The following is a 12,655-nucleotide window of genomic DNA, read 5'->3' as shown; positions in this document are numbered from 1 at the left end:
CCTGACGCCCCGCCCGTCAGCGAAATGCCAACATCTTGGAGTAAGGTGTCGCTTCCCAACTTGAAGACCCCGCACGGAGCAGAACTTGAAATACCGCAAACTCGGCCGTACCGACCTGGACGTCAGCCTGATCGGGCTGGGCACCATGACCTGGGGCGAGCAGAACACCGAAGCTGACGCGCATCAGCAACTGGACTACGCGCTGGAGCGCGGCGTCAACCTGGTCGACGTGGCCGAAATGTACCCGGTGCCGCCCAAGCCCGAAACGCAGGGCCTGACTGAAACCTACATCGGCACGTGGTTGGCCAAGACGGGCCGCCGCAACGACATCGTGCTGGCCAGCAAGGTTGCCGGCCCCGTGCGCGACCCCAAGCGTCCCGGCCACATCCGCGACGGCAAGACCTTCCTGGACCGCAAAAACCTGACCGCGGCGCTGGACGCCAGCCTGAAGCGGCTGCAGACGGACTACCTGGACCTGTATCAGCTCCACTGGCCCGACCGCACCACGGCCACGTTCGGCCAGCTGAACTACCCGTGGGTCGAAGACGAGCACACCGTGCCGATCGAGGAAACCCTGTCCGTGCTGCAGGACTTCGTGCGCGCAGGCAAGGTGCGTCACGTGGGCGTGTCCAACGAAACGCCGTGGGGCGTCAGCCAGTTCCTGCGCCACGCCGAAACCCAGAGCCTGCCGCGCATCGCCTCGATCCAGAACGCCTACAGCCTGCTGAACCGCGTGTTTGAGATCGGCCTGTCGGAATTCACGCACCACGAAGGCGTGGGCCTGCTTGCGTATTCGCCGCTGGCGATGGGCATGCTGTGCGGCAAATACCTGGACGGCGCCAAGCCGGCCGGCGCCCGCCTGACGGTCTTCTCGCGCTTCACCCGCTACAGCAACCCCCAGGCCGAAGCCGCCACGCGCGAATACGTGGAACTGGCCCGCGCACACGGCATCTCGCCGACGCACCTGGCGCTCGCCTGGGTCAACCAGCGCCCCTTCGTCACCAGCAACCTGATCGGCGCGACGTCGCTGGAACAGCTCAAGGAAAACATCGACAGCGTCGACGTGACCTTGCCGGCAGACGTGCTGGACGCGATCAACCAGATCCACACGCGGCATCCGAATCCGGCGCCCTGAGGCGAGGCGTGCAGGGCAGGAAGAACTCAGTGCCCTGATCGGACGCTATTGATCTCTGTAACGGTCTACGTGCAAAAGCTCACTTGTGAAAGCGGTGGGCTTTTTGCTTTGCATGACGGGATGCCAATGCGTCAGGCGATTTTCGTGTTTATCTGATTCAAGCCGCATTCTTCGGCGCTCAAACTCCGGTGCATCAGCAATTGCCAGGAGCCATGATGACAGGGCGCCCGATCATTCGTGTTGGCGACAAGACAACCCATGGCGGCACGGTGATGGAGGGATTTTCTTCCTACATCCAGATTGGCTGCGCCACGGTGGCAGGATTGCTTTGCGCGCTGACGTTGTTTTGGTATTTCTGCCGACCGGTCGTGGTTATTCACTATTCGGCTGCGGGAGGTTCCCCGATAGGCTATTTCTACGATACCGACGTGTACCTCGCTAGAAGAACGCTACACCCCGGTGAGTCGGCGATGTATTACACCGATTGGCATCACGCTTCCGACTACTGGACCTCGGTCAGCTTGCCAGCGGAAAGCGGGGATTATGTGGAAGTAAACGGCCCGTACAGCCGAGTGGATGTGTACGTGGGTCCGGATGCGAAGGTGCAACGAACCGCCATTCGACATGGCTTTTTCGCCCGCTTCACGTCGCCAAGTGAGCCCTGCAATATTGCCGATCACGGGCGGTGATCGGCCGGTACTTCCCACAACTTCCCCGGCGCGAAGCCCTCCTGTTCCCCCTTCTTTGCATACCCCAGCGGATTCGCAATCACCCGGCAGCCGTCCTTCACGTAGTCCTGCGGACAGTGCAGATGTCCGTGTATCCACACGTCGGCCAGCGGCAGCAACCCGTCCAGCGCGTTGCAGAATCCCGCTGTCCCCGGCGTGACCCCGTAGCGCGGATCGGCGCTGGCCAGGGTGGGCGCAAAGTGCGTGATCGCTACCGTCGTGCCGTCAAACGGTACGCGCAACGCGGCGTCCAGCCATTGTTGGCAGGCCAGGCCTTGCTCGCGCATCTGTTCGGCCATGAAGGGTGCACCGTGGCGGCGCATTTCGGCCTTTTCCAGATAGAAGTCCGCGGCCCGGAAAGCCTTGGCGCGTTTTTTCAGGACTTCCCCCAGCGCGTCGTCCGGCGCGGCAAGCGCGTCGAAGTCCGTCCACAGCGTCGTGCCCACGAACCGCACGCCGCCGATCACCGTGGTCTCCCGTTCCAGCCATTGGATGCCCAGGGTCTCGCACAGGTCGCGCAGGCGCTCATGCGTCTCGTCGAAATCCACGTTGTCGTATTCGTGGTTGCCCGGCACGAAGAGAACAGGCGTGGGCCAGCCTTGGCGGGGCGAATAGTCGCCCAGGCCGAAATCGTCCCGCTCCAGCCGTGAGCCCTGGCGATACGAACCGATGTCGCCGGCCAGGATAAGCAGGTCGGCCCCGGGCGAAGGTTGTGCCACGAAGGTGGGATCGGTTTCAAGATGCAAATCGGAAAGCAATTGGATCTTCATGGGCCCTATCTTAGGCGACGAGCGGGCGCGCTGCGCGGGGCCGGCATCCGTGCGACACTTTCCCCCAAGCATTTGCCGACCCAACGGCAATCACCCAAACCCACCACCCACCGGATACAGGAGGAACTCCCATGCGTATCGTGTTTGCCGCCGCAGCGCTCCTGCTTGCAGCGGGGGCGCAGGCCCAAGTGCTCAAGTGTGACCAGGCCTCGACCCAGACCGACATGAACCTTTGCGCGGACCAGGCCTATCGCAAGTCCGACGCCGACTTGAACGCCGCGTACAAGGAAGTGACCGAGCGTCTGAAAGACAGCAAGGCCGCCTTGACGCAATTGCAGACCGCGCAGAAGGCGTGGCTGTTCTTTCGCGATGCCGAATGCGCGTTTTCGTCAGCAGGCGTTACGGGCGGCAGCGCGTATCCGATGGTGCTGAGCCAGTGCCTGGATAAGCTCACGCAGGCCCGCACCAAGGAACTGCGCGCGTATCTCGCGTGCGAGGAAGGCGACACCAGCTGCCCGGTGCCCCGCAAGCCATGAGCACTGGCAGGCAGACTGGCGGGGATCAGCTCAAGCCGGACCCCGCCAGCCCGGACCCCGCCAGCCCGGACCCCGGTAGCCCGGACGCCGGCAGTCCCGACCCTGGCCTGATCGTCGACGAGCACGGCGTGCCGCGCTGCTTCTGGCAGCCGTCCATGCCGGACTATCACGATCATGAATGGGGCCGGCCCGTGGCGGACGACCGGCGGCTGGTCGAAAAGATCTGCCTGGAAGGCTTTCAGGCCGGCATGGCGTGGATCACCATCCTGCGCAAGCGCGAGGCGTTTCGCGAGGCGTTCGACGATTTCGACATGGAACGCGTGGCTCGTTATACCGAGCGCGACGTGGAGCGCCTGATGGGCAATGCCGCCATCGTGCGCAACCGCGCCAAGATCGTGTCGGCCATCAACAACGCGCAGCGCGCGCGCGAACTTGCCGATGAAACCGGGTCGCTCGCCGGCTGGCTATGGTCGCACGAGCCGCAGCCGCAGGCGCGTCCGGCGGCCGTGGACCGGCACTACTGGGACAACAATCCCACATCCAAGGCGTCGATCGAACTTTCGCGCGCATTGAAGCGGCGAGGCTGGACGTTTGTCGGGCCAACCACCATCCACGCCTTCATGCAGGCCGTCGGGATGGTGAACGAGCACATGAGCGGCTGCGTCTGCCACGCGCAGATCGAGGCGGCGCGGGCGCGCTTCCGGCGTCCCGGCTGAATCGAAGCGCCGCAACGCCGGCCTGCGCCCGCGCAAGCGCGCGGTGCACCGGAAAGGCGTCAGACCACGCTGATGCGCAGTTCAGCCAGCAGCGCCGCCGCCTGGGTCTTGGAGATGGTGGCGCCCGCCAGCCGCGCGGCGGCCGTCAGGTCCAGCCCGCCCAGATCGGCTTCGCGCAGGTCCGCGCCTTCGAAGTGAACGTTTTTCAGGGTGGCGTTGCGCAGGCTGCCGCCGTGAAAGACCGTCTCGCGGAAATCGCTGCCCGACAGATCCGCGTCCGAGAAATCGAGCTGGAGCAGGTTGCTCTTGCGAAACGACACGCCGCGCAGCAGGGCGCCGACCAGCAGGCATTCCTCGAGCGACCACCCCAGGCACGCGATGCCATCGAAATCCGAACCCGTCAGCTTGCATGCCCGCAAGCGCGCGCTGGCCAGCCGCGCACGGCGCCAGTTGGCGTTGTTCAGGTCGCAGTTCTGGAAGGAGGCCTCGCTGGCGTCGGCCGATGCGAAATTGGCCGACCCGCCCCGGCAGCGCAGCCATTGCGTGTCGGTCAGGTCCGCACCTTGGAACGAGGCGCCGGCGATCGCGCAGCCGCTGAATTGAAAGCCGCGCAGATCCAGGCGCGAAAAGTCCGCTTCCTGGAAGTCGCAATCGACAAATGACAGCGGGACGCCCGGGGCGGCCTCGATGAGGGCCTGCATCGCCTTGCGGTCGATGTCCTGGCCCTCGATCGGTGGCGGTACGGTTTGCGTCATGCGGATCAGGCCGACGCGTCGGACTGCATGCGGCCCAGGATGAATCCGTCCACGGCGCTGGTGCGGCCGCGCCACAGGGTCGGCTGTCCTGCAATGGGCGTGCCGTCAGCGGTGAAGAACAGCGCGTCGGCCAGGTGGATGTAGTTGGGCAGCGGGTCGACGGGCTGCGGCAGGCGGAACACGTCGCCCAGCTCGGCCAGCGAGGCGTGCACGGTCTGGCGCGTGTCATCGTCCATCGACGCCAGCGAACCGGAGAAGGTGGCGGCGAAGGTGTCGAAATATTCAGCGCCCGAAACGATTGAGCCGGACACCAGCATGCCGCCCATCTGCAAGGTCACGCCAATGCTCTCGATCTGGCTGCCGTTGTTGACCAGGTTGACCAGGAACTGCAGGAACGCGTCCGCGGTGGGTACGGCGGCAGCAGGCTGGCTGGCGGCGGAGGTGTCGATGCTCATGAGAGGGGTCTCTGAAAGGTTTGCAAGAGGCACAAGATACTCGAAGGACGCTGAAAATGGTCGCGCGGCAATCCCGCGAGCAGCGGGCCGATCGGGTGCCTGACCGGGCCTTCCAGCGGCGCGGGCCGGGAGTATGTTGGCACCCTGACCGCCATTCCCTTTGGAGCCTCCATGAGCAGCGTGAATTTCCTGGGTATCAATGCCGGCGCCGGCCAACCGGCGTCCGCCCGCAACGCCAACGCCACTGCCGGCGAGGGCTTTCGCGCGGCGTTCGCCGACGCCACCGAGCGCAACCGTTCGGCCATGGGCCGTGGCGTCTCCGGCGCCTCGCAATCCGCGCCGTCGCAGGCCGAGCAGGAGTTCATGGACTACGCCGCGATGTCGATCGAGGACAAGATGTTCTACGCGGCCTTGGCAAGCCTGGGCATTTCCAAGGAAGAGTACGACGCCATGTCGGCCGCCGAACGCCTGGAAGTCGCCCAGAAGGTGTCGCTGGCAATGCAGCAGCTAGCCAAGGCCGAGAATACGAAGGAAGTGCTCTGAGGTCCTGACGGCCCAATGCGAAAAGGCCCGCTTGCGCGGGCCTTTTTCACATCACCAGCCCCAGCAGGTGCCCGCCGCCGGCTTGCCGCAGGTGCGGTAATTCACCGCGAACCACAGCTTGCCCGCGCCGCGCGGCGTGCCGTCCGATGTCTTGACGTCGTTGCGCGGCAGTTCTTCCAAGGTGTCGCGCGCGGTCTTGGTGGGCGAGCCGCTGGCCGCGTTGGGCGCCAGCACGATGCGGCCCAGGCTGGCGGCATCGCGGTCCTCGAACACGATATCCGTGTCGTTCAACGCGCTCATCTTCACCGAGGCATCGCGCACGGCGGCGGCGTAGCTGTCGCTGGCGCCGGTCGGCAGGATGTCCTTGTTCAGCGTGCTGACCGCCAGGATCTCGGCGGGCGTGGCCGGCGCCTGCATCTTGTACTGATCCAACCCGGGCAGTTGGCCCGCCGCGGCCTGCCGGCGCAGCCAGTCGCCCCACAGGAATTCCGCAAACTCGGGCAGATTGCCGTTGCTGTAGGCGATGTCGCGGGTGAAGTAGACCAGCGAGCGATAGCGGTCTTCCTGCATGCCGCCGGGTTCCTGCGCATGGGACAGCCCCAGGCGCGTGGGCAACTGGTCGACGGTGATGGGCTGATTCTGGCCGTCGCGCAGCCACGCGCGGCGCTCGTCCACCAGGCGTTGCCAGAAGGCGGCCGCGGTCGTCAGATCGCTGTAGTTGGCGTCGACCTTCACCCACACCGGAAGCTTGGGGCCGCCGTCAAAGATCTCGCGCAGGGACGAGAACGTGTGGTGGCCGTCGGTCAGGTACAGATTGCCGTCCCAGCCCACCACCACCGACTTCAGGTTGGCGGTGTGGGTGCCCGGCGCGTCCAGGCAGGCGAACGTGTCGGGCTGGTCCAGGCGGGCGGCGCGGGCCTCGGCGATGCTCTGGAACTTCTGCGCGCGCTCGGCGCCGCCCACGTCTTCGCAGTAATCGTCGAACTTCTTGCCGACCGTGCGGTTCAGGTAATCCAGTTGCAGCACTGGATCGGCCGCCCAGGTGGCGCGGTCGAAGTCGCCCTGCCAGCGGCCCAGCTTGTAATAGATCTGGTCATAGCCGATCGCGGCCTGCGTGGGGTGCAGTTCCTCGATGCGGACCTGGATCACGTCGCCCGGCTTGGTCTGCAGGTAGGCCATATTGCGCGGGGGCGTTTCAGGTTGCGGTTCCGGAGCGGGCGTCTGCGGCGGCGCCGGGGTTTCGGCGACAGGCGGCTGGACGGCGTCATCGTCATCGTCGCCGCCGCCATTGCAGGCGGCCAGGGCCAGCGGCAGCAACGCCAGGGCCAGGGCGCGGGCAAGGCGCGTTTGCGGACGGAATACGGGCGAGAACGCGGAAGGGGAACGAGATGGCATGACGGTTCGTTGGGGGCTGCGATCAGTAAGGGAGGCCGATCATGCCGGACGCGTGTTTCCTGCGCATTGCACGTCACTATGAATTTGACCGAGCATAGCTTGCGCGGCGCGCAGCAGGGAGATAATGGCAGCGCGCCCGGCGCGGGACCGCGGCGCGATACCGGAAAAACCAGGGAGGCTGCCGGCAATGGCTTACATCAACTTCTGGCGCATCTGCTTCGCGCTGACGCTCAGCGCAATCGGCTTCGGTGCGGCGGCGGACGACCGGGGCGCGCAACTGCTCGCGGCGTCCGGCAAGGGCGACACGGCGCGGGTGCGCCAATTGCTCGCGGAAGGCGCGCCGCTCGAGGCGCGGGACGGGCAGGGCAATACGCCACTCCTGCGCGCCACGCAGGGCAACCACGAAGCGGCCGCGGCGGCGCTGATCCAGGCCGGCGCGGACGTGAACGCCAAGAACGGCATGCAGGACAGCGCCTATCTACTGGCGGGCGCGCAGGGGTATCGCGAGATCCTGGAGCTGACGCTGACGCACGGCGCGGACCTGAAAAGCACCAACCGCTACGGCGGCACGGCGCTGATACCCGCTTGCGAGCGGGGCCATGTCGAGGTCGTCAAGCGTCTGCTTCAGGCCGGGGTGGACCCGAACCATGTCAACCGGCTGGGTTGGACCGGTCTGCTGGAAGCCATCATCCTGAGCGATGGCGGACCGCGTCATCAGGCCATCGTGGGGCTGCTAATCGAGGGGGGCGCGGACGTGAATCTGCCGGACAAGGACGGCCGCACAGCGTTGCAGCACGCCCGCCAGCGCGGGCAGACAGAGATCGTCCAGATGCTGGAGCGCGCCCGGGCGCGGTAGCGGCCCGGGCGGCGGGGAGGGCCGGCGCCGCGCAAGCGGACCGGCCCGGCACACGCTTAGAACTGGTGGCGGATGCCCACGCCGGCGGCGGTGCTCTTGACGCCGTCGATGAACGCGTAATCCGTGCCGTACGAACCGTAGGCGTACAGGTTGGTGCGCTTGGACAGGTCGTAGGTGTAGCCCACGCTGTAGACGTTCATGTTGGCGTCGCCGCCCGTCAGCTTGTCGTTGGACGGGGCCACGTGCTGCCACGAAGTGAACAGGCTGCCGGCTGCGCTGACGGGGAACGTTGCGCCCAGCATGTAGGAATTGGCCTTGAAACCGTCCACGAAGCGGTTGATGCCGAATTCATCGCTGAACGGCGTGCCGGCCGGCAGGTCCTGGCCGACGAACCAGCCGTCGGTGGTGCGGCCGTAAGCGGCGGCCAGCTTGACGACTTCCAGGTCGTACGACGCGCCGATGGCGTACTGGCGCGGCGTGGCGCCGTTGTCGATGGAACCGCGGTTGGAACCGTTCAGCTGGTCATACGTCAGCGTCACGTTCAGCGGACCTTGCACGTAGCGCAGGCCGGTCGTGATGCCGCGCGTGTTGTCCGCGGTCTTGAAGCCGGTCTGGTCCGTCGTGGTGTCGTCCACGCTGAACGAGTAGCCCACGGCGAATTCAAAGCCGTTCACCGACGGGGTGCGGTACATGACCATGTTGTCCCAGCGCATGGTGTTGGCCGCGCTGAACCCCAGGCCCAGGTTGGACTGGGTATAGCTGGTGTAGAAGGGATCGATGTCGGCCAGGTAGTTGGAGCCGACGGTGGCCTGGCGGCCGAATTCGAGCGAACCCCAGGCGTCGTTGGCCAGGCCGATGGTGGCTTGGCGGCCGAACAGGCGGCCCGACTGGCCGCGGCTGCCGTTGGCGGAGTCAAAGCCGCTTTCCAGCTTGAAGACGGCGCGCAGGCCGTCGCCCAGATCTTCGGATCCGCGCAGGCCCCAGCGGGAGCCGGCCTGGATGCCGTTGATCATGCCGACTTTGGAACCACTGTAGCCATCGCCCTTGATCTTGTTGTAGCCGAGGCCGGTGTCGATGACACCGTAGAGAGTGACTGACGGTTCTGCCTGGGCAACGCCTGCGAAAGAGGCCAGCATTGCCGCGGCGAGCAGCGTCTTTTTCATCCGGAAAACTCCTGTGTTGCAGTTGAAGAAAAGCAAAAGGAACACGGCGCCAAGCATCAACCCGGCGGTGTTCCTCGGGGCATAGTGTAGAACAATGCGTTAATTGTCGTTATCCGCCGTCAATTTTTGCCAAAATTCGAAGTTGTTCTAGTGGTGCTCGCGCTCGAAACCTGCGCAGGCGGACCAAGGCCGGATTGACCTGGAACCGTCATAGTGGCATCTTGCCCAAAACCCGAATCTTGGAACCCTCGTCTTGGAATTTCCCCAGCCGCTCGTCACCGTCGACGCCGTCCTTCTCACCCTGCGCGAATCCGGCCTGGAAGTCGCACTGCACCAGCGCGACCGCGAGCCCTTCCAGGGCGCGATGGCGCTGCCCGGCGGCGTGGTGCACGCCGATGAGGACGCGTCCACCGAAGACAGCATCCGGCGCGTGTTGCGGGAAAAGACCGGTTTCGAACCGCGCTACCTTGAGCAGCTGCAGGTGTTTTCGGGCATGGAGCGCGACCCCCGGCAATGGTCGCTGTCGGTGGCCTACGTGGCCCTGGTGCCCGCCGCTGAACTGGCCGCCGCCACGCGCGCCGAGTTCCGCTTTGTCAGCGTGGACGCGCTGCCGCCGCTGGCGTTCGACCACGCCACTATTGTTCGCGCAGCCGTGGACCGCCTGCGCAGCAAGTCCACCTATTCCACGCTGCCGTTCTTCCTGTTGCCCGAGCGCTTCACGCTGACTCAGCTGCAGCACACCTATGAAGCCATCCTGCAGACCCGGCTCGAGAAGTCCAATTTCCGCCGCAAGATGGAAGCGTGGGGCGCGCTGGAGGCCACCGACGAACAGGTCGGCGGCGCGCAGCGGCCGGCGCGCCTGTACCGGCTGAAGGATTTCACGTTTTTCGACCGCAGCGTCGGATGATGCGTGAGTGCGCCCGTTCAAATGCAAAGATAGTTGCATAACGACAATAAGTAGGCTTATACTGGCGCCACTTAGTTTTGAAATGCCACTAAGGGACGATCATGTTCACCATCACTGCGGTCATTGAAGGACAACGCCTGACCGATACGCCGGCAGCGTTCCGGTTTCCGGGCGGCGAAATGCAGGTCACCATTCCGGCGGGGTTGCGCGAGCAGGCGGACGCCGCCCGCGAATTTCGCATCCATGCCTTGTTGAAGTCGGCCGACGACGTGATGCAGTTGTTGCTGTTGACCGATGCCCTGCGCCGCTTGAACCCCGCCGTGCCGGTGCACCTGGACATGCCCTATGTGCCGTATGCCCGCCAGGACCGCGTGTGCAACCCGGGCGAGGCGCTGGGCGCCGCGGTGTTCTGCAAGCTGATCAACGACCAGCAGTACGCCACCGTCACCATTGTCGAACCCCACAGCGACGTCACGCCCGCGCTGCTCGCGCGGGTGCGGGTGGTCGATGCCGCCGCCTTCCTGAAAAAGGCGCTGGCCGCCCCGGCCTTCGCGCAGGGTGTCACGCTGATGGCGCCGGACGCCGGCGCCCGCAAGCGGGTGCAGGCGCTGGCCAAGGCGCTGGGCGTGGCGGATGTGCGCTACGCGGAAAAGGTCCGCGATCCGCAGACCGGCCGCATTACTGAAACCCGCGTGCCCGACGATATCCCGGCCCAGCCGGTGCTGGTGGTCGACGACATCTGCGACGGCGGACGCACGTTCCTGGAACTGGCCGCCGCCCTGCGCGACAAGACCCGCCAGCCGCTCTACCTGTATGTCACGCACGGCATCTTCAGCAAGGGCCTGACCGAACTGAAGGCCAACTACGCCGAGATTTTCACCGCCTACGACTGGACTCGCACCGAAGACGCCCCTGTGCCGGGCGCCGCCGCAGCCGTCCTGGTCAACTAAGCAGCCAAGAAGGAAAACGCCATGAATGCCCCCGACACCCTGGCCCCCGCGCTCAAGAACGGCCTGAATCCCTTTCTGCAGGCGGATTTCTACAAGACCGGCCACCCGTTCCAGTACCCCAAGGGCACCAACAAGATCCTTGCCAACTTCACGCCGCGTTCCGCGCGTCTGGCGCCGGTGCTGCCCGAACTGTTCGACGAGAAGATCGTCTGGTTCGGCCTGCAGGGTTTCATCAAGGAAATCCTGATCGGTCTTTTCAACCGCGAGTTCTTTGGCAAGCCTGCCGCGACGGCGGTGCGCCAGTACCAGCGCCGCGTGGACAACGCGCTGGGCAAGGGCGCGGTCACGGTGGACCACCTGCAGGCGCTGCACGACCTGGGCTACCTGCCGCTGGAAATCCGCTCGGTGCCCGAAGGCGCCCGCGTGGACATCCGCGTGCCGCCTGTCACCTTCATCAACACCCGGCCGGAATTCGCCTGGCTGGTGACCTACATCGAAACCCTGTTCAGCTGCGAATCCTGGAAGCCGTCCACGGTCGCCACCATCGCCTTCGAATACCGCAAGCTGCTGACCTATTTCGCGCAGCTGACCGGCAGTCCGATGGCGTTCGTGGACTGGCAGGGCCACGACTTCTCGATGCGCGGCATGTCCGGTCTGTACGACGCGCGCAAGTGCGGCGCGGGCCACCTGTTGTCCTTCACCGGCACCGACACGATCCCGGCCATCGATTACCTCGAAGACCTCTACCTCGCGGATTCGGATCGGGAACTCATCGGCGGCTCGGTGCCGGCGACCGAACACTCCGTGATGTGCCTGGGCAGCAAGGAAGGCGAGATCGAAACCATCCGCCGCCTGGTCAAGCAGGTCTATCCGGCGGGCATCGTGTCCGTGGTGTCGGACACTTGGGACTTCTGGCAGGTGGTCACGGATTTCGCCGCGGCGCTCAAGTCCGAGATCATGAGCCGCGAGCCGGATGCGCTGGGCAACGCCAAAGTCGTGTTCCGCCCGGACTCTGGCGATCCGGTGAAGATCCTGACAGGTTACTTCTGCACCGACGTGCCGGACGTCGCCGACCGTGCCGCGCTGCAAGCGGCGCAAGCCGCCGGCTTTGAGGCCGTGCGCGATGCGGCCACGGGCAACTACTGGCTGCTGGGTGAAGACGCCAGCGCGCGGCAAGCTCTGCGCGCCGCTGAGGTGAAGGGCGCGGTGCAATGCCTGTGGGATACCTTTGGCGGGGTAGAGACCGAGCGCGGCTACAAGCTTCTGGATCCGCACGTCGGCCTGATCTACGGCGACTCCATCACGCTGACCCGGGCGCGCGACATCCTGGTGCGGCTGGAGCGCAAGGGCTTTGCCTCGGGCAACGTGGTGCTGGGCATCGGGTCCTACACGTACCAGTACCTGACGCGCGACACCTTCGGCTGGGCGCTGAAGGCCACGTACGCCGAGGTCAACGGCGAACCCCAGGAACTGGTCAAGGACCCGGTCACCGACTCCGGTGTGAAGAAGTCCGCCAAGGGACTGCTGCGGGTGCAAGAGACGCCAAGCGGCTACGTGCTGCACGATCAGCAGACGCCCGAGCAGGCGGCGGGTGGGGCGCTGGTTCCGGTGTTCCGCGACGGCGAGCTGCTGGTCGAACAAAGCTTGGCAGAGATCCGGGCGCGGCTGCAGGGATCGTGGGTGTGCCCGGAAGCGGGCAGCGTTCGCTGGCCGGCCTGCTGATCCGGGCAGCATTCGCTGGCCGGC

General features: G+C 65.6%; 14 protein-coding genes. 9 read left to right on the top strand and 5 right to left on the bottom strand.

Annotated features, from left to right (window positions below; translation table 11 throughout):
• Positions 1 to 85: 85 nt before the first annotated feature.
• Both HV786_RS04610 and HV786_RS04605 read left to right on the top strand, forming a co-directional pair.
• Entirely contained in the window at positions 86 to 1,135 is a 1,050-nt protein-coding gene (locus HV786_RS04610) for an NADP(H)-dependent aldo-keto reductase (RefSeq protein WP_128827208.1), read from the top strand.
• Between the two features lie 212 nt (positions 1,136 to 1,347).
• Positions 1,348 to 1,824: a PAAR domain-containing protein gene (locus HV786_RS04605; RefSeq protein ID WP_143221166.1), complete on the top strand. Its 477-nt coding sequence runs from the start codon at positions 1,348 to 1,350 to the stop codon at positions 1,822 to 1,824.
• Here the strand turns inward: HV786_RS04605 and HV786_RS04600 are convergent.
• Positions 1,812 to 2,633 carry a metallophosphoesterase gene (locus HV786_RS04600; RefSeq protein ID WP_128827210.1) on the bottom strand — a complete coding sequence of 274 codons (822 nt, stop codon included), beginning with the start codon at positions 2,631 to 2,633 and terminating at the stop codon, positions 1,812 to 1,814. The genes HV786_RS04605 and HV786_RS04600 overlap by 13 nt on opposite strands.
• A gap of 131 nt (positions 2,634 to 2,764) precedes the next feature.
• On the opposite strand from HV786_RS04600, the gene HV786_RS04595 reads away from it, so the two are divergent.
• Together HV786_RS04595 and HV786_RS04590 are read left to right on the top strand one after the other, a co-directional pair.
• Complete coding sequence (locus HV786_RS04595) at positions 2,765 to 3,169, top strand: lysozyme inhibitor LprI family protein (RefSeq protein ID WP_128827211.1); 405 nt, start codon at positions 2,765 to 2,767, stop codon at positions 3,167 to 3,169.
• Positions 3,166 to 3,885 (top strand): DNA-3-methyladenine glycosylase I, encoded by a 720-nt coding sequence (locus HV786_RS04590; RefSeq protein WP_128827212.1) that lies wholly within the window; start codon positions 3,166 to 3,168, stop codon positions 3,883 to 3,885. Before HV786_RS04595 ends, HV786_RS04590 begins: the two co-directional genes overlap by 4 nt.
• Before the next feature lie 59 nt (positions 3,886 to 3,944).
• Here HV786_RS04590 and HV786_RS04585 read toward each other — a convergent pair whose 3' ends face one another.
• Both HV786_RS04585 and gvpU read right to left on the bottom strand, forming a co-directional pair.
• Complete coding sequence (locus HV786_RS04585) at positions 3,945 to 4,640, bottom strand: pentapeptide repeat-containing protein (RefSeq protein WP_128827213.1); 696 nt, start codon at positions 4,638 to 4,640, stop codon at positions 3,945 to 3,947.
• Between the two features lie 5 nt (positions 4,641 to 4,645).
• On the bottom strand, positions 4,646 to 5,095 hold the full coding sequence (gene gvpU, locus HV786_RS04580) for a gas vesicle accessory protein GvpU (RefSeq protein ID WP_175210148.1): 450 nt from the start codon (positions 5,093 to 5,095) through the stop codon (positions 4,646 to 4,648).
• Positions 5,096 to 5,266: 171 nt separating this feature from the next.
• Between gvpU and HV786_RS04575 the strand changes: the two genes are divergently transcribed.
• Complete coding sequence (locus HV786_RS04575) at positions 5,267 to 5,638, top strand: hypothetical protein (RefSeq protein ID WP_128827214.1); 372 nt, start codon at positions 5,267 to 5,269, stop codon at positions 5,636 to 5,638.
• A gap of 51 nt (positions 5,639 to 5,689) precedes the next feature.
• Here HV786_RS04575 and HV786_RS04570 read toward each other — a convergent pair whose 3' ends face one another.
• Positions 5,690 to 7,033: a ParB/Srx family N-terminal domain-containing protein gene (locus HV786_RS04570; RefSeq protein WP_128827215.1), complete on the bottom strand. Its 1,344-nt coding sequence runs from the start codon at positions 7,031 to 7,033 to the stop codon at positions 5,690 to 5,692.
• 187 nt (positions 7,034 to 7,220) lie between these two features.
• Between HV786_RS04570 and HV786_RS04565 the strand changes: the two genes are divergently transcribed.
• On the top strand, positions 7,221 to 7,889 hold the full coding sequence (locus HV786_RS04565) for an ankyrin repeat domain-containing protein (protein WP_175210147.1): 669 nt from the start codon (positions 7,221 to 7,223) through the stop codon (positions 7,887 to 7,889).
• A 56-nt stretch (positions 7,890 to 7,945) separates the two neighbouring features.
• Here HV786_RS04565 and HV786_RS04560 read toward each other — a convergent pair whose 3' ends face one another.
• Positions 7,946 to 9,052, bottom strand: coding sequence for a porin (locus HV786_RS04560; RefSeq protein ID WP_128827217.1), 1,107 nt, complete (start codon positions 9,050 to 9,052; stop codon positions 7,946 to 7,948).
• Between the two features lie 253 nt (positions 9,053 to 9,305).
• Between HV786_RS04560 and HV786_RS04555 the strand changes: the two genes are divergently transcribed.
• From HV786_RS04555 to HV786_RS04545, 3 genes are all read left to right on the top strand, one after another.
• Entirely contained in the window at positions 9,306 to 9,959 is a 654-nt protein-coding gene (locus HV786_RS04555) for an NUDIX hydrolase (RefSeq protein WP_128827218.1), read from the top strand.
• Positions 9,960 to 10,060: 101 nt separating this feature from the next.
• Positions 10,061 to 10,909 (top strand): ribose-phosphate diphosphokinase, encoded by an 849-nt coding sequence (gene prs / locus HV786_RS04550; RefSeq protein ID WP_128827219.1) that lies wholly within the window; start codon positions 10,061 to 10,063, stop codon positions 10,907 to 10,909.
• 21 nt (positions 10,910 to 10,930) lie between these two features.
• Positions 10,931 to 12,631: a nicotinate phosphoribosyltransferase gene (locus HV786_RS04545; RefSeq protein WP_128827220.1), complete on the top strand. Its 1,701-nt coding sequence runs from the start codon at positions 10,931 to 10,933 to the stop codon at positions 12,629 to 12,631.
• Positions 12,632 to 12,655 lie beyond the last annotated feature (24 nt).

Origin of the sequence: Achromobacter mucicolens (genome assembly GCF_902859725.1) — a bacterium.
Taxonomy (GTDB): Bacteria; Pseudomonadota; Gammaproteobacteria; order Burkholderiales; family Burkholderiaceae_B; genus Achromobacter; species Achromobacter mucicolens.
Note: the sequence above shows the minus strand (reverse complement) of the source record. Positions and strands in the feature narration are given on the sequence as shown.

Excerpts from the sequence above, each read along its gene's own strand:
- HV786_RS04600 (WP_128827210.1), bottom strand. The coding sequence starts at position 2,633 with ATGAAGATCCAATTGCTTTCCGATTTGCATCTTGAAACCGATCCCACC.
- HV786_RS04585 (WP_128827213.1), bottom strand. The coding sequence starts at position 4,640 with ATGACGCAAACCGTACCGCCACCGATCGAGGGCCAGGACATCGACCGC.
- gvpU (WP_175210148.1), bottom strand. The coding sequence starts at position 5,095 with ATGAGCATCGACACCTCCGCCGCCAGCCAGCCTGCTGCCGCCGTACCC.
- HV786_RS04570 (WP_128827215.1), bottom strand. The coding sequence starts at position 7,033 with ATGCCATCTCGTTCCCCTTCCGCGTTCTCGCCCGTATTCCGTCCGCAA.
- prs (WP_128827219.1), top strand. The coding sequence starts at position 10,061 with ATGTTCACCATCACTGCGGTCATTGAAGGACAACGCCTGACCGATACG.
- HV786_RS04590 (WP_128827212.1), top strand. The coding sequence starts at position 3,166 with ATGAGCACTGGCAGGCAGACTGGCGGGGATCAGCTCAAGCCGGACCCC.
- HV786_RS04595 (WP_128827211.1), top strand. The coding sequence starts at position 2,765 with ATGCGTATCGTGTTTGCCGCCGCAGCGCTCCTGCTTGCAGCGGGGGCG.
- HV786_RS04605 (WP_143221166.1), top strand. The coding sequence starts at position 1,348 with ATGATGACAGGGCGCCCGATCATTCGTGTTGGCGACAAGACAACCCAT.
- HV786_RS04545 (WP_128827220.1), top strand. The coding sequence starts at position 10,931 with ATGAATGCCCCCGACACCCTGGCCCCCGCGCTCAAGAACGGCCTGAAT.
- HV786_RS04560 (WP_128827217.1), bottom strand. The coding sequence starts at position 9,052 with ATGAAAAAGACGCTGCTCGCCGCGGCAATGCTGGCCTCTTTCGCAGGC.
- HV786_RS04575 (WP_128827214.1), top strand. The coding sequence starts at position 5,267 with ATGAGCAGCGTGAATTTCCTGGGTATCAATGCCGGCGCCGGCCAACCG.
- HV786_RS04565 (WP_175210147.1), top strand. The coding sequence starts at position 7,221 with ATGGCTTACATCAACTTCTGGCGCATCTGCTTCGCGCTGACGCTCAGC.